The sequence below is a fragment of the Spirosoma sp. 48-14 genome (assembly GCF_001898575.1).
In the GTDB taxonomy this organism is placed as follows: Bacteria; Bacteroidota; Bacteroidia; order Cytophagales; family Spirosomataceae; genus Spirosoma.
Genome location: NZ_MKUD01000006.1, coordinates 1 through 18435, shown reverse-complemented (window position 1 = coordinate 18435; position 18435 = coordinate 1). Strand labels below are relative to the sequence as shown.

Sequence of the window (18435 nt, the reverse complement as noted above, 5' to 3'; positions counted from 1 at the left end):
GAGTAAGAATGGCTAGACTATTCTCACTCCCCGCCACGCACGTCTAATACTTAATTGTACAGCGTGCCCGCGTTCACAACCGGGCTAACCGCCTTTTCACCGCATAGTACAACCAGCAGGTTGCTCACCATAGCAGCTTTTCGTTCTTCATCCAGTTGAACTACGTCCTTTTCTGCAAGTCGGGCCAACGCCATTTCGACCATCCCAACGGCACCTTCCACAATCTGCTTTCGTGCCGATACCACGGCGGTGGCCTGTTGGCGCTGAAGCATAGCTCCAGCAATTTCGGGTGCATAGGCCAGGTGGCTGATTCGCGCTTCCATTACCCGAACACCTGCCTGCCCTAGCCGTTCATCAAGTTCCTGCTCCAGAAATTTGTTGATCTGTCCGGTATTATCACGCAAGGTAACGGTTTCATGTTCATCTTCCATGTTGTCGTAGGCGTGGGAGCTGGCCAGGAACCGTACAGCCGCTTCGGACTGGATCTGTACAAAATTAGCATAACTATCGACGTCGAACAGGGCTTTGGCGGTATCGGCAACCTGCCAGACCACAACGGCAGCAATCTCAATTGGGTTGCCCATTTTGTCGTTCACTTTAAGTTGCTGTCCGTTCAGGTTACGAGCGCGAAGACTGATCCGGGTTTTACTGTATAGTGGATTCACCCAACGTAACCCTGTCTCTTTAATCGTACCAACGTAGTCCCCGAAAAAGGTGGCAGCAATACCTTCATTCGGGTAAATAACGATGATTCCTTTTAGGATAAAGATGCCCAGGATTGCCAGAAACCCGCTCAAAATAGGGGCATATCGTATTGTAAAGGGAGCTAAGCCAAAACAGACCAGGCCAATCAGTATAAACACATAGCCTGAAACGGAGGTAAGTCGTTTCTCTTCCATATTCGTAAAAAGTTTAGTTCAGATTTGCTATCATTTTGATATTACAATGATAGTCAAAAATAAGATTGGTTCTTTAAAAACAGGAGGAACGGTCAAGCCAGTTTACCAACGGCTAGTAAAGCACATACTAGACACCAAGTAAGGGTTATAACAGGTCAATACAAGAAGATTATACCATTGTTTCAGTATTACATCCGGCCTGTTGTAGCAACCATCCGGCGAAAACCCGTATATTGTAAGCCGTATTTCGGGCTGTTACCTGATTATAAATAGTAAACAGATACTAAGTAGTTATGCTTACTATACAAACTTTGCAGAAAACGGCTCTGGCCCAAAAATCAGAGGAGAGTCTATGCTAAAATAGCTTACGATCTAGCTAAATTCCTACAAAATATGGGTTAGTAAATAGAGTTTCTTTGCAACCTAATCTTAACCGGATTTACAACTAAACCAGAAGAAGTACAGTGTCCAAACCTACGAATCGTTTTGCCGTTGTCTTAATTACAGCACTCTTTTTTCTATGGGGATTTGCCTTGAATATGAATCCCATATTGATTCCACATCTGAAAAAAGCGTGCCAGTTAAGTGATGTCCAATCTGCGTTTATCGACTCGGCATCGTATATCGCCTATTTTCTGATGGCTATACCTGCCGGGCTGTTCATGAAACGCTACGGATACAAAGCAGGCATTACACTGGGTTTGCTTCTGTTTGCAGGTGGTGCCTTTTTATTTTACCCAGCAGCCGATTCGCTCCAATTCAGCTTATTTCTGATTGCCTTATTTGTAATTGCCAGTGGTTTAACGCTATTGGAAACGGCGGCAAACCCTTACATCACCGTACTCGGCGACCCTGAAACAGGCACGCAACGACTTAATTTTGCCCAATCGTTCAATGGTTTAGCCGCGTTTCTGGCTCCGCTGGCAGGTGGCCAGTTTATTTTGTCCGGCAAAAACCTCTCAGTTGCTGACAAACAAGCCATGTCGGCCGATCAACTTCAGGCCTATCTAAAAGAAGAAGCGTCATCCGTACAGATACCGTTCCTGCTTATCGGCGGCTTTGTTCTCCTGGTTGCTCTCTTAATAAGCCGCACACCGCTACCAACGATCAGTGATGAAGATGATTCGCCATCGGCAAATCAGGAATCAATTCTTACCGAAAAGAATTTGATCACAGGCGTAATTGCTCAATTTTTTTACGTAGGCGCTCAGGTTTGTGTAAGTAGCTTTTTTATTCGCTTTGTTAGCCAGGCTGCCAATATTACCGAAAAGCCAGCCGCCAAATTGCTATCTATAGCGTTGCTGGCTTTTATGGTCGGTCGTTTCTTTGGCACCTTTCTGATGCGGTTCATAGCCCCTTCCCGTTTACTAGCCCTGTACAGCCTGCTCAACATTGGGCTATTAGCTATTGCGGTAACCGGGCATGGGCAAGTGCCTGTTTATGCCCTGATTGGCGTTGAGTTTTTTATGTCGATCATGTTTCCAACCATTTTCGCCCTGAGTATCCGGGGATTAGGATCGAAAACAAAGCTGGGGTCATCGCTTGTTATCATGGCGATAGCGGGTGGAGCGTTCTTCCCGGTTATTATGGGTCAGGTTTCAGACCTGACCACTATGCAAACGGCCTACCTGGTACCGGCCTGTTGTTTCTTACCGATTCTCTATTTCGCGGTAAAAAACTTCACAGTGAAGAACGTGACGCTAACAGCTTCGCACTAACACTAAGGCAATACGAAAGGAGTACAGAAATCACCGTCAAACGTATGGCAATGCTCACGATAAATAAACTTGACTTAACGAATAAGGATACGCTTTCCTTACTCAAACAGGCCCCGTTTCCGGTAAAACGTCTTTACTGGATCTATGGCGTTCCAACAGATGCCATTCGGGGTACTCACGCCCATCGTGCTTGTCAGGAATATTTAATTGTTCTACAGGGGCAACTTACCATCGACCTGAGAAACAGAGAAGGCGAAGCTGGCCAAATTCGGCTGACCGAAGCTGGCCAGGCTATATATATTCCTCCCATGCTATGGAAAGAAATTCGGTTTACCACCGATACTATATTGCTGGTAGCCGCATCGGAGCTGTATGACCCCAACGATTACATCTATGAAGAGGAATTCAATCAGTTGTCGTTTCAAGTCGCTTAAGATGGAAACGAAGTTATTTCATAGGTTGGTTTTCTGGAAAAGTCCCACCGGCTTGTGTGAGGACTTTCTTTTTGGAAATCATTTTGGATTCTGCTACATCAGCCAGCCGGAAACACGAAACCTAACAACACAATCTTAACTTTACCGGCATTTCTTACCGAACAAAATAGTATGGATTTACAACTGCAAAACAAGGTTATCATCGTTACCGGTGGAGCTAAAGGTATTGGCGAAGGCATTGTTAAAGTGCTGGCAGCTGAGGGAGCCATTCCTGTCATTATTGGCCGTAATGAAGACGACAACCTGAAGGTGGTAGCAGAACTGGAAGCTGCCGGGCAACAAGCTTTCCAGGTCTCGGCCGAACTCACGCAACCAGAGGAATCAGAAAAAGCAGTAAAAGCCGTTATGCAACAGTTCGGACGCATTGACGGGGTTGTTAACAATGCTGGCGTCAATGATGGTGTTGGTCTTGAACATGGCAATTACGAAGCCTTTATGGCCTCACTGCACAAAAACCTGGTGCACTATTACCTGATTGTCCACTATGCCCTACCCGCCTTGAAAGAGTCAAAAGGAGCGATTGTCAATATTAGCTCTAAAACCGCCGAAACAGGTCAGGGAGGCACATCCGCTTACGCAGCAGCAAACGGTGGCCGTAATGCACTGACCCGTGAGTGGGCCGTTGAATTACTCAAATATGACATCCGGGTCAATGCCATCATTGTAGCCGAATGCTGGACCCCCCTTTATGAGCGCTGGATACAAACCTTACCCAACCCAGAAGAAAAACTAGCCTCCATTGTGGCAAATATCCCGCTCGAAAACCGCATGACTACGGCCGAAGAAATTGCCAATACAACTGTCTTCCTGCTATCGCCCCGGTCAAGCCACACGACGGGCCAACTGCTCTATGTCGATGGCGGTTATGTACACCTCGACCGGGCTTTAGCCAACGCATCTTAGTTTAACGGCTCAGTCCATAAGCTTCCTACCTGAACCGTAAGCAGAGAACTTAATTTATGCAAACATTAGTCTGTACAACACCGGGCCAATTAGATTATCAGCCCGGCGAAAAACCGAGTTTACAACCCGATCATAGCATTCTGCGCATTCGTCGGATTGGAATCTGTGGCACTGATTTACACGCTTTTGAAGGTACTCAGCCCTTTTTTAACTACCCCCGAATTTTGGGGCATGAACTGGCTGGCGAGCTAGTCGAAGCCGACAATGCACCGGGTTTTGAACCCGGTGAAGCTGTCACGTTTATTCCCTATTTCAACTGTGGCCACTGCATTGCCTGCCGATCGGGGAAACCCAACTGCTGTGTCAATTTACAGGTATGCGGTGTTCACGCCGATGGCGGTATGGTCGAATACCTGTCGGTACCATCTCATTCTCTGGTGCATGGCAATGGGTTAAGTTTCGACGAACTGGCATTGGTTGAACCTTTAGCCATTGGTGCTCACGGTGTTCGCAGAGCAGGTGTACAACCGGGCGAATGGGTATTAGTTGTAGGTGCCGGTCCCATCGGATTGGGTGTCATGGAATTTGCACGCATTGCCGGTGGAAACGTCATTGCACTTGACATCAACGAGTCGCGGCTGGCCTTTTGTCAGGACCGATTGAAAGTAGCCCATACAGTTCTGGCCACGGCACCCGATGTGTATGAGCAGTTATCGTCAATTACCAACGGCGATATGCCCACTGTAGTCATTGATGCAACGGGCAGCTTACGAGCAATTAACAATGCCTTTCAGTATATGGCCCATGGAGCCCGGTATATATTGATTGGTTTACAGAAAGGTGAAATAAGCTTTAGTCACCCCGAGTTCCATAAGCGGGAAGGTACATTGATGAGCAGCCGAAACGCGACCCGTGCCGATTTTGAACACGTTATTTCGTCAATGAAAGCCGGGCTGGTTGACCCTACCACCTACATTACGCACCGGGTTACCTTTGGGCAGGTACGTGATGAATTTGCCAGTTGGCTCGATCCCGCTAATGGGGTTATAAAAGCAATGGTGGCGCTGGAAGGCTAACCGCTAATTCAAGCAATCAGGAGAACGTTTTTTCGACAGGATTAACAGGATTTTCAGGATTCTTTAAGATAAATATTTTCAAAATTAATCCTGAAAATCCTGTTAATCCTGTCGAAAAAGAACTTGTGCTTTATATCCATCTAAGGCTAACTCTGCAAACGCCAATCCTTTTCACTATTTTTGCGGGCTAAAATCCTGGTTAACCAACCGGTTGACTGACCATTGACAATCATGCTCCTGAGTGAACAAGAAATAAATCGCCGACAAAAACGCGAAGAATTAATGCGGATGGGAATCGATCCCTATCCTGCCGAACTGTTTGACGTAACGGCTACCATTGCCGGTATCCGAGAGGCTTTTCCGACTATTGAACCCGAACAGGATCTGTCGGGCGACAGTCATTGGGGGAATATTCAACTAGCGGGGCGCCTGATGGGCTTCCGCATTATGGGGAATGCCTCTTTTGCCGAAATGCAGGATTCGACCGGGCGTATGCAGCTCTATTTTCGACGGGATGACCTATGCCCTGGTGACGATAAAACCCTGTATAACACTGTCTTTAAAAAATTACTCGACATTGGCGACATCGTTGGTGTACGGGGAAATGTATTCTCGACCAAAACCGGAGAGTTGTCTGTTTACGTTCGGGAGTTTACGCTGCTCAATAAATCACTACGCCCTTTACCGGTCGTAAAAGAGGTGGTCAACGACCAGGGTGAAAAAGAAGTGTACGACGCCTTTACCGATCCAGAGCAACGATATCGCCAACGCTACGTCGACCTGATCGTCAATCCGCAGGTACGTGACGTGTTCATCAAACGAACCAAACTGGTCAATTCGATTCGCCAGTATTTGAGCAACAAGGGCTATCTGGAAGTCGAAACCCCTATTTTGCAACCAATTCATGGGGGTGCTACAGCACGGCCTTTCCGCACGCACCATAACTCCCTCGACATGATGCTTTATATGCGGATTGCCAATGAGTTATACCTTAAACGGCTGATCGTTGGTGGCTATGATGGCGTATTCGAGTTTGCCAAAGACTTCCGTAACGAGGGGATGGACCGTACGCACAACCCGGAGTTTACGCAGGTTGAATTTTACGTGGCTTACAAAGACTACCTCTGGATGATGGATACCATCGAGGAAATGGTCGAAAAAGTAGCGCTGGATGTTGCTGGTACGACGAAGGTGACGGTAGGCACGAATGTGATCGATTTCAAACGCCCCTGGAAGCGCATGACCATGTTCGAGGCTATTCAGGAATATACGGGTGTTGATGTGTCGGCCATGGAAGAAGATGAGTTGCGTCAGGTAGCCCAAAGCCGGGGAATCGAAGTAGACAATACCATGGGCAAGTCTAAACTGATCGACGAACTGTTTGGCGATGCCTGTGAGCCCAACCTGATTCAGCCCACGTTCATTACCGATTACCCGGTCGAGATGTCACCACTGACGAAAAAGCACCGGAGCAAACCCGGTCTGGTCGAACGGTTTGAAGCGATCTGTAACGGAAAAGAAATTGCAAATGCCTATTCGGAGCTGAACGATCCGATTGACCAGCGCGAACGGTTTGAAGATCAGCTACGTCTGGCTGAACGGGGCGACGAAGAAGCGATGGCGCTGGACGAAGACTTTTTAAGAGCGCTTGAATATGGCATGCCTCCTACGGCCGGTGTGGGACTAGGTATTGATCGGTTAACCATGATCATGACCAACCAGCCTTCTATTCAGGACGTTCTGTTTTTCCCACAGATGCGGCCTGAGAAGAAAGTTGAGCAATCGGGCGAAGGCGATTTTGTTGCTGCCGGTGTACCTGCCGAATGGGTAGCTGCCTTACAGAAACTGGGTATCCTGACCGTTGAACAGCTACGAGCTACAAACCCAAACAAGCTTTTTAATGATCTTGGCGGAGTTCGTAAAAAACTAAAAATGGATGTAGCAATGCCTCGTATTGAGGAGGTTCGTGGCTGGATAGCAGGCTAATTCATAAACCAGAGTATGAAAGAGATACGGATTCCTGTCTTTACTCTTTCGTACTCTGGTTCTCACAGACTCAAGCTAGTCGGCTATTTTCTGCACCTTTACGGCGTTTAGTCCTTTTTTGCCGTCAATCACTTCAAACTGTACCCGGTCTTTCTCACGGATGGTAATTCCGTTTAAACCAGTAATGTGAACGAAAATGTCTCTGTTGGTACCGTCTTCAACGATAAATCCGTAGCCTTTACTCTCGTTAAAGAATTTTACTTCACCTGTTTGCATAAAACTTAAACAATTAAACAATTAAACATTTAAAGGGTCAGTTATTAACAAAGATTCAGGAAACAGATACCAGACCATCCCGTTGCCAGGGTACTTAGTTGATAATCAACGAACTTTGTTAAAAAAATAGCTAAAAACGACACTTACGCACCGTCACAGCCGTTACAACACAAAGAAAACAAAAATGTTCCGACTTCAATGAGTTTACCAACACTTTTTAGCTAATTTCACTAAGTTTATATTGCTTTTTTATCCAAAGAGCAAACATTCTATCAAAAACACAGTTTGTTCTTCGTCATATCATTGCCCAGATCTTTTAGGCACTTCATACATAAGAAAATGGACAAGATACGTTACTTCATTGAAAATCAAGCATTTGGCGTATGCGCCCGTCTAGGTGAGAAAATGAATATCTCGGCTAGTAGTATCCGCTTATATTTTATTTATACGTCCTGCCTGACTTTAGGATCGCCAGTTGTGCTTTATTTGATACTTGCTTTCTGGATGGAAATGAACAAGCATCTTCGGCGGCATGCTCATCCAACTATCTGGGAACTGTAAATAATGTATGATATAGGATGTATGCTGTATAAACAAAAAAGGCGCTTTACATCCTACCCCCTACATCTTATATCATACATTATTCATATATCTCCTGAAACGTCTTTCTGCCTTTGGCAAAGTATTGCCAAACAATGCTGTTGGGGTATACCTGAACCTGTTTTATCCGCTGCTGCCTTAATTCGTTTCGCTGACGATGTAAGGTTGGTAACTTGCTGTAAAAAGCGAAGTGGGCGCGGATAATAGCCCATACATCCTGCCACTGCCCTTCCTTTAAAAACAGTAACGACGATACGCCGTCCAAAATCAACCGCAACAGAATTTTAGGCCATAGCCAACCATCTGATGGCCAATTTTTGTAGAGCATGAACAGGCTATTCCGATAGTTGAGGAATGTTTTGTGAGGATTCGATTTATGAAGCGTTCCACCACCTACGTGATATACAGTCGATTGACCGCAGGTCCAGACTTCATATCCTAGCTGTTGAATACGCCAGCACCAGTCAATCTCTTCCATATGGGCAAAAAAAGCCGCGTCGAATCCGCCGGTTTGATGAAAAACGGCGGATCGGACAAACAGACACGCCCCGGTTGCCCAAAAAACAGGGCGATTATCATCATATTGGCCCCGGTCAGCTTCAAAGGTTGCAAAAACGCGTCCCCGACAGAATACATATCCCAGCCAATCGATAAACCCTCCGGCGGCACCCGCATGTTCGAACAAATCAGGCTGACTATACGACCGAATTTTGGGCTGGCAGGCAGCCAGTTTTGGGTCTGCGTCAAATAAAGCCACCACAGGCGACAGCCAGTTGGGTGTCACGTCAATATCTGAGTTAAGCAGGACGTAATAAGTGGCTCCTCCATAGTCAGATCGAATCTGATTGAGCGCCTGGTTATACCCTCCAGCGTAGCCTTCATTTTTAGGCAGTTCGATTACCCGGACAGTTGGGAACGTAGTTCGAAGAAAAGAAACTGACGCATCCGTAGACGCACTATCCGCTACGTAAATCGGATGTCCATCGGCATGGGCCAATACATTAGGCAGAAATTTCGCTAAAAACGGCTGACCGTTGTAATTCAGAATAACAATGGCAAGACTATCCAAATCCATTCAATGTTTGCGTTCGCAGTTTGACGTTTGTCATAGTTAACAAGGACCTACATCACCCTACGAACGACAAACTTACAAACTCTTCCTCACATAAGTCCGTCCAGATTTAAGCCGGGAATATTAGGCAGTAACCCCTCAGTCGCTTTTCGGAGGTGTTCACGGGACTTCGTCTCTACATTAGCCATTGCCTTGTTGGTAGCCGCTACAACCAGATCCTGTAACATTTCACGGTCGTCGGGTTTAATCAGATCGGGATCGATTTCTATTTTCAGAACGTTTTTCAGTCCGTTCACCGTCACTTTTACCAACCCAGCCCCCGATTCGCCAACTTCTGTAACTGCACTAAGCGTTTCCTGAGCGTCTTTCATTCGGGACTGAACTTCTTTCATCTTCCCGAACATATCCATCATGTTCATATCGTATCTAATTTCTATTTGTAAATATCACACTTCTGGCAACATGAAGAACGTTTACTGCGTTCATCCGGCATTTTTATTCGTTATAGCTTCTTATCGACTTCGCAACAAAAAAGCCTGCTCATTTCAGACAGACGATACAGGTGCTATCTGATTACCCGGATTAACACGGATTTGTTTCAGAATAGCCTATTAACGGCCAGCCATAGAAGGGCCAGGAAATTAATTTCTGGCAGAACTAGATACTAAGGTTTAGGAGATAATCTGGCGAAGATTATGGGCAAGGGAGTCGACGCTGAATGGCTGTAAGATCTCTTTTCAACGTTTACTTCGAACAAGCAATACGCCCCCCGTTCGGACAGTTTTCAGATTAGTCTGATCAATCACTTCAATGCGATACAAATATTGTCCTTCCAGAGCCCGCTGTCCATTTACGGTACCATCCCAGCCCTGCTGTTTATCCGTAGTAGTAAATACGACCTCACCCCATCGATCAAAAATGGTCATACGGAATTGATCCAGATAGATACCTTTCGCCAAAAATACTTCGTTCATACCATCACCATCCGGTGTAAACGCATCAGGAAGCCAGATTTTTACTTCACTCCGAAAGGTGTAGAAATTAGAGTAGCTAACCGTTCCATCCGATGAGGCCGTAATAATCCGGTATTTTTGCGTTTGCGACTCCAGATCGGCATCGGTCAGGTCGAGGTGGGTATTGGAGCTTACGCGTATTTCTCGTTTGGTATTATTAACTGAATCAATCACTTCAACAATGTACTCAGCCACTGTTGAGGGAGTAAAAGGCGACGATGCTGACCAGTCAATGCCTTTAGGTGAGTTTGAGTTCAGGAATACAGAACAGACCGGCTCTGAAGGTTTTGACGACAACCCGCAGGCACTTTGGTAACTTAGCTGATAGCAATATGAACCGGCTGCAGGATCGGCACTTTCATCCACAAATGAATTCTGGTTAACCAGGGTGCCCACCTGCTGATAAGTACCCGAGGAACCACTGGCACGGCTCACAACCAGGGTAAAGGTGGAAGATAAACTGGCGGCTGGTAAATTAGCCACTATCCGGGGCCTGTTATTTTCAATAGACACCACAACCCCCTCAATATCCCCTGGTGTACCATCATTAATTCCGTTGACACAAACCTGTTGCGATGTAATTGTGGTTGGGCCAACCGTGGCTTCGAGCGAATAGCAATATTGAGTACCACAGGTAATGTCATTGGCATCGGTATAAGTCGTTGTTGTCCGACTCGTTAACTGACCATTAACCACCCCATTTCGCCGAATCCGATAAAACCGAAACTGGGTGGCCGTGCCAGCATAGGCCTGCCAACTTAAATTATTCTGTTTATTAGCTGCTTTTGCATCCAGCACCAGACTACACACTTCGTCTGATTTTACGGGAGTACTGTTGCAGGCGTCCTGAGTAACCACCTGAAAACATTGTACCTGCTTGGCATCAGTCTGTACAGTAAAAGTCCCTCCTCCCGTACTAGTCTTACCTGTCGACACGTAGGCACCATTTACCTTCTGATAAAGCTGTACTGCGATCCCCGTGTTGGCCTGATAGTCGATATCTATTGTATTATCACTGGTGGTTTTCAATGCCGAAATCGTAGGCTGGGTAGCTGCACCTATCAAACTAATTGGTGTTGACTGGGATACGGTTGACTTGCAGTCGGCTGGTGGATTATATACTCCCTGAAGTGCTATGGTATAAACTGTATTACCAGAATTGCTGTAGGTATGCGCTGGTTGATTCGTCAATTCAGCCCGGGTTTTCCGCTCAACGGTTCCATCGCCCCATCTGATCTCGTAGCTGTCATACTGGCCCAGTGTCGAACCATCGGGTACAAGAATAGCCCTTCGCCCCGAGCAAACATTGACCGTAAATTTTACCTGATCCACGGGTAATACAACTACCTCTTTACAGAAAATAGTACCCGTGCCTGCACCATTACCGGTACCACTCTGAATAATTGTATACGAACCAGGAGTCGAATAGGTATGTGCTTTGGTAGGTGCCAGGGTCACTTTGTCGATGGTGCTCTTACCATCGTATTCAAAATTATACTGAGCGCTTATTAAATTGGCTGGCACACCTACGATATTGACCGATGAGCCGACACATATTTTCGCCTTATCAACTGAAAAATCACCCGGAAATCGTGGGTTAGCACAAACATTCTGACCTTGCACAAATCGAGGGCTGCCCAGTAGCAGGTATAGGCCCAGAGCCAGGCTCAGCCAGCCAGTCAATCCATTGGTTTTCACCCCAGACTCCATCAACCACAATCGTAAGGCTCGCACAGAGGGTAACTTTTTTAGCATTCTTATATAATTATTTCATCTATGCTTTAAACGGAATAACAGACATTTTCGCATCCCACGAAACGTATCTTTCTAAAATTCAGTTTTCCGATTAAACAGAAGCCCGTGCTACCTTTCGAACCAACAGGTGATTGGCTAAGCACTACCAAAGATAGTTTTACTGATACGCATAGACCAAAAAAAATGAGCAATAATAGTACCAACTCTGACGCCACACAGCAAGAATCTGCCTCTGGCTACGAGTTACCCCCGTCGGACGCAACGCCGATTCGACTCAATACAATCGAAGAGGCCATTGCCGACATTAAGGCGGGCAAAATTGTGATTGTCGTTGACGATGAAGACCGCGAAAACGAAGGAGATATGATCTGTGCGGCCGAAATGGTTACGCCTGAAATGGTCAACTTCATGGTGCGCGAGGCCCGTGGGCTAATGTGTGTTCCGCTCACGCAGGAACGCTGTAATGAACTGGGTCTGGATATGATGGTAACCAGTAACACATCGGTTCACACTACCCCATTTACGGTTTCAGTCGATTTATTAGGTCATGGTTGCACAACAGGTATCTCAGCTTCCGATCGGGCTAAAACAATTCAGGCATTGGTTGACCCAACCATTACGCCCGAGGATTTAGGGCGGCCCGGCCACATATTCCCGCTACGTGCGGCTGAAGGTGGTGTAATTCGACGGTCGGGGCATACCGAAGCGGCTATCGATCTGGCCCGGCTGGCCGGTCTTTCACCAGCGGGTGTATTGATCGAAGTATTGAATGAAGACGGTACCATGGCTCGCCTACCGCAACTGCGTATAATGGCCGACCGTTTCGACATGAAACTGATTAGTATTCAGGACCTCATCGAATACAGACTCAAGACAGAGACACTTATTCAGCGGGAAATTGGCGTCGATCTGCCTACGGAATGGGGGCATTTTGACCTGATTGCCTATAAGCAAAGTAACTCAGGAGATACGCACCTGGCACTCATTAAAGGAAGTTGGGAGCCTAACGAACCAGTTCTGGTACGTGTCCACTCTTCCTGTGTGACAGGCGACATCTTCGGCTCCTGCCGTTGCGACTGTGGTGCTCAGCTTCATGAAGCGATGAAAATGGTGGAAGCGGAAGGCAAAGGCGTTGTTCTATATATGTTTCAGGAAGGCCGGGGTATTGGCCTACTCAATAAACTCAAGGCCTATAAACTTCAGGAAATGGGCCGTGATACCGTAGAAGCCAACCTGGAACTAGGCCTCCCTATGGACGCCCGTGATTATGGAGTTGGCGCTCAGATTCTACGTGACCTGGGTATCCGCAAACTACGGCTGATTTCCAATAATCCCAAGAAACGGGCCGGTTTGATGGGGTATGGCCTTGAAATTGTCGATACGGTACCTATCGAAATACCATCCAACCCGCACAACAAACGATACCTCCAAACCAAACGGGATAAAATGGGCCACACCATCCTGAACGAACCGGTGAATGAGGAACAATAAAACAAGTTTATGGTTCTTGGCGTACGGCTTACCGCCGTGAATCAGCCCCCTATAAGCCGTACACCAAAAAATGTAAACAAACAAAACTATGAACAAGCAATCGTTTAAAGACCTGATCAACGGCGACAAACCCGTCCTGGTCGATTTCTATGCCGACTGGTGTGGCCCCTGTAAACAACAGGCTCCTATCCTCAAGCAGCTCACCGACCGAGCAGGCGATAAAGTTCGGGTTGTAAAGATTGATGTCGATAAAGCCCAGGCGGCTGCCCAGCAATATCAGATTCGCAGTATTCCGACTATGATCTTATTTAAAGACGGCAAGATTGTCTGGCGGCAGTCGGGGGTTCAGCCCCTGCATACGCTGGAAGGACTCGTGAAGCAGTTTACCAGTTAATACGTATCAGGCTATATGCTAAAGGCCCTGTTTGGCAATATCTGTGTGCCAAACAGGGCTTTTTTGTCTCCTCTCAGTATACGATCTCCGCTAGGATACAGCCGTAGTCATTTCCCACTCAAGCTCATCCTGCCCGGAAACGGCAACTGCCTCATGCATGCAACGTTGACAATAGGTAGGCTCTACCCCTAATCGCTTACCAACTTCCTGAGCAGCCGTCAACGCCAGCTCGAAACTGGAAAAGCTTCCCCGCCAGCGCCCCGTTGAACAACTACACTTATTTGGCTGCATGCCTTTACCCTGATTACAAAACCGACAAGTTGCTTTGTGAATAGTAACCTTCGGATTTCGATAGTACGCATAAAAAAAATAAGTGTCCATTTGATACGTCGAGTTAGCATTTTATACTAGTCAAATACCATTAAGTAATTTGATCAATTACTACTAAGTAGTTTAACTGAGTATTATTACAAGCACCATAAAAAAAATACTCAATTAAATTTTTTTAAGTCAATTTAATCAACTCTCAAGGGACTAATTTATAAAGAAATAAGGCAAAAATTTTACCAGTATATTCAAATTTAATTTTACTTTAATTTTTCAGGAAAAACTTAATTTTATTTACATAATTTACTATTTAAAAAATTGATTTACAGTAACTTAACATCGATTTAATTTAATTATTTTAATAAATTAAACTTTTTTAAAGTATTTCCTAAAATAGAATTATCACGATCCCCTTTTGAAATATAATTTAACCAACTTAATATTGGTGCGCTTACTTTAAAAGTAGCGTGTTTACTCATTTTTCAAACCAACCTAAATTTCATGAAAGCATCGTTCTACAGGTTTCTGCAGACCGCTTTTCTGGGTGCAGTCCTGCTGCTTTGGAGCCTCCATGCTTCAGCCCAAGACCGTCGGCTGACGGGGACAATTACGGGATCGGATGGAGCCGTACCCGGCGCCAACATCGTCCTCAAAGGGACACAAGTCGGAACCTCATCCGACGCTAATGGCAGTTTCTCCCTGAATATCAGGGGGGCAAGTCCTGTACTGGTGGTTTCGGCCATCGGCTTCAAAACCCAGGAAGTACCTGTTGGGAACCAGACCAGTATCGAGATTAAACTCGAAGACGAAGCCACTGCGCTGAGTGAAGTCGTCGTTACCGGGTACTCTACCGAAAACCGCCGGGATGTGACCGGAGCTGTGTCCACCGTTAAACCGGCTCAATTAAAGGTCGTCCCTTCCACCAACGTCGAACAGCAGTTGCAGGGACGCGTTGCCGGGGTTACCGTTATCACCAGCGGCCAGCCTGGCACCTCTTCGCAGGTCCGCGTTCGGGGCTTCGGTTCGTTCGGGGGTAACCAGCCGCTTTACGTAGTTGACGGCGTACCAACGCAGAGTATCTCTTATATCTCTCCAGATGACATTGAATCGACCACGGTTCTGAAAGATGCCGCTTCGGCGTCGATCTACGGCGCCCGGGCCGCTTCCGGGGTGATCGTTATCACCACCCGCAAAGGTCAGCGTCGCGCTCAAAAGCTGAGCGTGAGCTACGATGGACTGTTCGGGGCGACCGATCCAGGCAAGAGCCTGCCTATCCTCAACCCGCAGGAACAGGCTGACTGGACCTGGCAGGCCCGGAAGAACGACATCTACCAGGGCACCTACCCATCTAACGACTTCAAAGGGCTGGCCGGTGGTCAGTATGGCGAAGGCGCTACGCCGGTGTTACCGGATTATCTGCTGGTAGGTAGCCGTTCGGGCCTGTCGGCTTCGCAGGTGGATCTGACGGCTGAAGCAGCGAAATACAACGTGAATCCAGCCAACGGCGCGATTTACAACGTCATTCCTGCTAATAAGGCAGGTACCAACTGGTACAAAGAGATTACCCGGGTAGCCCCCCTGATGCGGCACAACATCGGTTTCTCGGGTGGTACCGAATCGAGCCGGTTCTATGTAGCCCTGGGTATGCAGCAGCAGGCAGGTATCGTGATCAACAATGATTTTTCGCGTTACACGCTGCGCGCCAACACGGAGTTCGACATCACTAAAAAGCTTCGCTTTGGCGAAAACTTCCAGCTCGCTTACATCCGCACAAAAGGTCTTTTAGGTGGCGTAGGTAGCATTCTGGGTAACTCGACCAACAACAACTCGACAGCCGCTTCTGACGAAAACGAGGTACTGGCTGCTTATCGGATGCCGCCCATCATTCCGGTGTATAACTCCTTTGGAGGCTATGCGGGTACAGCTGCTCCGGGCTTCAACAACCCACAGAACCCCGTTGCCACTCGCCAGGCCCGGGCCAACGACAGCAACCTGAACATCATCGGTTTCGGTAATGCTTACCTGGAGTATGACGTGATCCCTTCCCTGACCCTGCGCAGCAGCATCGGTGGTAACTATTTCACCAATTACTATAATAGCTACGGTCGGGTGCAGTACGAAAACTCGGAGAACAACACGACCTACACCTACAGCGAAGGCGCAGGTTATGGCTTAGCCTGGACCTTTACCAACACGGCCCACTTCAAGCAGAAGTTCGGTATCCATGATATCGACGCCCTGGCTGGTATCGAAGCCCTCAACACCGGATTAGGACGGAATATTTTCGGATCGGGTCAAAATCCTTTCTCGACCGACCCTAACTACGTGACCATCAGCACCACCACGCCGGGAGCGACCCGCCAGGTAGGTAGTGGCTACGGACTAGGTAACAAGTTCTACTCGCTGTTCGGTCAGGTACGCTACACCTACAACGATAAGTACATTATTACGGGCGTAGTTCGCCGGGATGGATCGTCTCAGTTTGCCGCTTCGAATCGGTACGGGGTCTTCCCAGCCGTGTCAGCTGCCTGGCGTCTGTCGTCGGAAGAGTTCATGAAAAACCTGCCCTGGGTGTCGGATCTGAAAATTCGGGGGGGATACGGTACCATGGGTAACTCCAACTTCCTGAGCGCGACCAACCAGTATAACCTGTATGGTGGCGACGCCAGCCAGGGTTACGACATCAACGGAACCAATAACTCCATTGCCGCTGGTTTCTACCGGACTCAGATCGGGAATGCGGGTGCTAAATGGGAAACTAACGTGACCAGCAACATCGGTATCGATGGAGCCTTCTTCAACAACAAACTCGAAGTCGTGCTCGATTTCTGGCGCCGGGACACCAAAGACCTGCTCTACCAACTGGCTCTGCCTGGTGTAGTCGGCGTTCGTTCAGGCGCTCCGTTCAAAAACCTGGCCAGCATGCGCAACGAAGGGATCGACATCTTAGTGACCAACCGAGGCAATGTTACGAATGGTCTGACGTATGAAGTAACGGCGATTGCCAGCTTCCTCAACAACAAGATCGTGGCGATCGACCCATTGGTGCCTTACTTCTACGGTGGGGGTACCCGCCTGAGTGGCAACGTAGTGCGTAACGAACCCGGCCACCAACTGTCGTCGTTCTACGGCTACAAAGTGATCGGCCTGTTCAACAGCAAGGAAGAAGTGGCCGCTGCCCCAACTCAGGATGGTGCCGCTCCCGGTCGTTTCCGCTATGCCGACACCAACGGTGATGGTAAGATTGACGACAGTGACCGGCAGTATCTGGGCAGCCCGATCCCGAAAATGACGGGTAGTATCACCCTGACGCTGAAGTACAAAGGCTTCGACCTGAACACCAACCTGTACACCTCGCTGGGTAACAGCATCTTCAACAACCAGCGTTGGTTTACGGATTTCTACCCCTCCTTCACCGGGGCGGCTGTGAGCGCACGGGTAAAAGATTCGTGGTTGCCTTCGCACACCAACACGACGGTGCCCATTTTCGAAAGTGCGTCTAACTTCAGCACCAACACCCAGCCCAACTCCTACTACGTAGAGAACGGTTCGTATGCCCGGATGCAGTACCTGACGCTGGGATATACCCTCCCATCGACCCTGCTTAGCAAGATCAACATCAATCGGCTGCGGCTGTCGGTTTCGGCTACCAACCTGTTCACCATCACCAAGTATTCGGGTATGGACCCAGGCGTAGGTGGATCGGCCGATACCAACTTCGGTATCGATGTGGGTAACTACCCGGTTCAGCGTGGCTACAACGTAGGTTTAAGCTTCGGTTTCTAAGCGTTGAGAAGATACAACCCAGCGACTCCCGTTCGTTTATAGATTAACTTGGTCTTAATCGAATGTAGTCGCTGGGAATATGAAAAGACTCTTATTCCTTATTATCTCTAAGGCATATACGCACAATGAAAACATTGATTAATAAAGGCACACTGACCGCCACCCTGCTGATGGCCGTCTCCTTTGCCTGTACCGACAAATTCCTGGAAGTGCCCGCCACCGGGCAACTCTCCGGCGTCCAGCTCACCAGCAAGGCGGGTCTGGATGGTCTGTTGATGGGGGCCTACGCCCAGCTCAACGCCCGGGGCTTCTCCCAGTCAGCCTCCTCCTTCAACTGGGTCCGCGGCAGCATTTCCGGGGGCGAAGCCAACAAAGGCTCCAACTCCGGTGACTTCAACGCCCTGACCCCCTACGAAACCTATCAGCTCCTGCCTTCCAGTGGTGAAGTCAACGCCAAGTGGAATGCCATGTACGAAGGCATCGCCCGATGCAACTCCGTCCTGCGCTCGCTGGCTTCGGCTGGTTCAGATGTAACGGCTGCTGACAAAACAGGACTTCAGGCCGAAGCTCGCTTCCTGCGGGGGCACTACTACTTCGAGCTCAAGCGCAACTTCAACATGGTGCCCTTCATCGATGAAACCGTCG

16 protein-coding genes are annotated in these 18435 nt (G+C 47.9%); 10 read left to right on the top strand and 6 right to left on the bottom strand.

Translation table 11 applies throughout. The features are described 5' to 3' along the window. Window positions 1-50: 50 nt before the first annotated feature. Window positions 51-899: an SPFH domain-containing protein gene (locus BGO59_RS05505; protein WP_293681786.1), complete on the bottom strand. Its 849-nt coding sequence runs from the start codon at window positions 897-899 to the stop codon at window positions 51-53. Window positions 900-1363: 464 nt separating this feature from the next. Here BGO59_RS05505 and fucP point away from each other — a divergent pair, with 464 nt between their 5' ends. The 5 genes from fucP to lysS all read left to right on the top strand — a co-directional run bounded on the left by fucP (window position 1364) and on the right by lysS (window position 7076). After that, window positions 1364-2617, top strand: a complete 1254-nt coding sequence (fucP, locus tag BGO59_RS05500) for an L-fucose:H+ symporter permease (protein ID WP_293681783.1) — start codon at window positions 1364-1366, stop codon at window positions 2615-2617. 50 nt (window positions 2618-2667) lie between these two features. Further along, entirely contained in the window at window positions 2668-3051 is a 384-nt protein-coding gene (locus tag BGO59_RS05495) for an FdtA/QdtA family cupin domain-containing protein (protein WP_293681780.1), read from the top strand. 171 nt (window positions 3052-3222) lie between these two features. Then, complete coding sequence (locus tag BGO59_RS05490; protein ID WP_293681777.1) at window positions 3223-4014, top strand: SDR family oxidoreductase; 792 nt, start codon at window positions 3223-3225, stop codon at window positions 4012-4014. A 56-nt stretch (window positions 4015-4070) separates the two neighbouring features. Next, window positions 4071-5090, top strand: coding sequence for a zinc-binding alcohol dehydrogenase family protein (locus BGO59_RS05485; RefSeq protein WP_293681774.1), 1020 nt, complete (start codon window positions 4071-4073; stop codon window positions 5088-5090). Window positions 5091-5321: 231 nt separating this feature from the next. Continuing rightward, complete coding sequence (gene lysS, locus BGO59_RS05480; protein WP_293681771.1) at window positions 5322-7076, top strand: lysine--tRNA ligase; 1755 nt, start codon at window positions 5322-5324, stop codon at window positions 7074-7076. 75 nt (window positions 7077-7151) lie between these two features. Here the strand turns inward: lysS and BGO59_RS05475 are convergent, their stop codons facing one another. Beyond that, window positions 7152-7352, bottom strand: coding sequence for a cold-shock protein (locus BGO59_RS05475; RefSeq protein ID WP_020600148.1), 201 nt, complete (start codon window positions 7350-7352; stop codon window positions 7152-7154). A 339-nt stretch (window positions 7353-7691) separates the two neighbouring features. Between BGO59_RS05475 and BGO59_RS05470 the strand changes: the two genes are divergently transcribed. Next, window positions 7692-7913: a PspC domain-containing protein gene (locus tag BGO59_RS05470; RefSeq protein WP_293681764.1), complete on the top strand. Its 222-nt coding sequence runs from the start codon at window positions 7692-7694 to the stop codon at window positions 7911-7913. Window positions 7914-7992: 79 nt separating this feature from the next. On the opposite strand, the gene BGO59_RS05465 is transcribed toward BGO59_RS05470, so the two are convergent. From BGO59_RS05465 to BGO59_RS05455, 3 genes are all read right to left on the bottom strand, one after another. Further along, window positions 7993-9021: a glycosyltransferase family 2 protein gene (locus BGO59_RS05465; RefSeq protein ID WP_293682462.1), complete on the bottom strand. Its 1029-nt coding sequence runs from the start codon at window positions 9019-9021 to the stop codon at window positions 7993-7995. A 92-nt stretch (window positions 9022-9113) separates the two neighbouring features. Further along, complete coding sequence (locus BGO59_RS05460; protein ID WP_080055136.1) at window positions 9114-9443, bottom strand: YbaB/EbfC family nucleoid-associated protein; 330 nt, start codon at window positions 9441-9443, stop codon at window positions 9114-9116. A gap of 318 nt (window positions 9444-9761) precedes the next feature. Beyond that, entirely contained in the window at window positions 9762-11792 is a 2031-nt protein-coding gene (locus BGO59_RS05455; protein WP_293681756.1) for a gliding motility-associated C-terminal domain-containing protein, read from the bottom strand. A 183-nt stretch (window positions 11793-11975) separates the two neighbouring features. On the opposite strand from BGO59_RS05455, the gene BGO59_RS05450 reads away from it, so the two are divergent. Both BGO59_RS05450 and trxA read left to right on the top strand, forming a co-directional pair. Next, window positions 11976-13283: a bifunctional 3,4-dihydroxy-2-butanone-4-phosphate synthase/GTP cyclohydrolase II gene (locus BGO59_RS05450; RefSeq protein ID WP_293681753.1), complete on the top strand. Its 1308-nt coding sequence runs from the start codon at window positions 11976-11978 to the stop codon at window positions 13281-13283. A gap of 88 nt (window positions 13284-13371) precedes the next feature. Beyond that, entirely contained in the window at window positions 13372-13677 is a 306-nt protein-coding gene (trxA, locus tag BGO59_RS05445) for a thioredoxin (RefSeq protein ID WP_293681750.1), read from the top strand. Window positions 13678-13767: 90 nt separating this feature from the next. Here trxA and BGO59_RS05440 read toward each other — a convergent pair whose 3' ends face one another. Beyond that, a complete protein-coding gene (locus tag BGO59_RS05440) occupies window positions 13768-14058 on the bottom strand; it encodes a hypothetical protein (protein ID WP_293681747.1) in 291 nt (96 codons plus the stop codon). 447 nt (window positions 14059-14505) lie between these two features. Here BGO59_RS05440 and BGO59_RS05435 point away from each other — a divergent pair, with 447 nt between their 5' ends. Both BGO59_RS05435 and BGO59_RS05430 read left to right on the top strand, forming a co-directional pair. Continuing rightward, the gene (locus BGO59_RS05435) at window positions 14506-17790 is read left to right on the top strand and encodes a TonB-dependent receptor (protein ID WP_293681744.1); all 3285 of its coding nucleotides are present in this window, start codon (window positions 14506-14508) and stop codon (window positions 17788-17790) included. Between the two features lie 125 nt (window positions 17791-17915). Beyond that, the coding region (locus BGO59_RS05430; protein WP_293681741.1) for a RagB/SusD family nutrient uptake outer membrane protein at window positions 17916-18435 on the top strand (520 nt) is incomplete at its 3' end.

Excerpts from the sequence above, each read along its gene's own strand:
- BGO59_RS05495 (WP_293681780.1), top strand. The coding sequence starts at position 2,668 with ATGCTCACGATAAATAAACTTGACTTAACGAATAAGGATACGCTTTCC.
- BGO59_RS05470 (WP_293681764.1), top strand. The coding sequence starts at position 7,692 with ATGGACAAGATACGTTACTTCATTGAAAATCAAGCATTTGGCGTATGC.
- BGO59_RS05475 (WP_020600148.1), bottom strand. The coding sequence starts at position 7,352 with ATGCAAACAGGTGAAGTAAAATTCTTTAACGAGAGTAAAGGCTACGGA.
- BGO59_RS05490 (WP_293681777.1), top strand. The coding sequence starts at position 3,223 with ATGGATTTACAACTGCAAAACAAGGTTATCATCGTTACCGGTGGAGCT.
- BGO59_RS05435 (WP_293681744.1), top strand. The coding sequence starts at position 14,506 with ATGAAAGCATCGTTCTACAGGTTTCTGCAGACCGCTTTTCTGGGTGCA.
- BGO59_RS05455 (WP_293681756.1), bottom strand. The coding sequence starts at position 11,792 with ATGCTAAAAAAGTTACCCTCTGTGCGAGCCTTACGATTGTGGTTGATG.
- BGO59_RS05505 (WP_293681786.1), bottom strand. The coding sequence starts at position 899 with ATGGAAGAGAAACGACTTACCTCCGTTTCAGGCTATGTGTTTATACTG.
- BGO59_RS05485 (WP_293681774.1), top strand. The coding sequence starts at position 4,071 with ATGCAAACATTAGTCTGTACAACACCGGGCCAATTAGATTATCAGCCC.
- BGO59_RS05440 (WP_293681747.1), bottom strand. The coding sequence starts at position 14,058 with ATGGACACTTATTTTTTTTATGCGTACTATCGAAATCCGAAGGTTACT.
- BGO59_RS05460 (WP_080055136.1), bottom strand. The coding sequence starts at position 9,443 with ATGAACATGATGGATATGTTCGGGAAGATGAAAGAAGTTCAGTCCCGA.
- lysS (WP_293681771.1), top strand. The coding sequence starts at position 5,322 with ATGCTCCTGAGTGAACAAGAAATAAATCGCCGACAAAAACGCGAAGAA.
- BGO59_RS05450 (WP_293681753.1), top strand. The coding sequence starts at position 11,976 with ATGAGCAATAATAGTACCAACTCTGACGCCACACAGCAAGAATCTGCC.
- trxA (WP_293681750.1), top strand. The coding sequence starts at position 13,372 with ATGAACAAGCAATCGTTTAAAGACCTGATCAACGGCGACAAACCCGTC.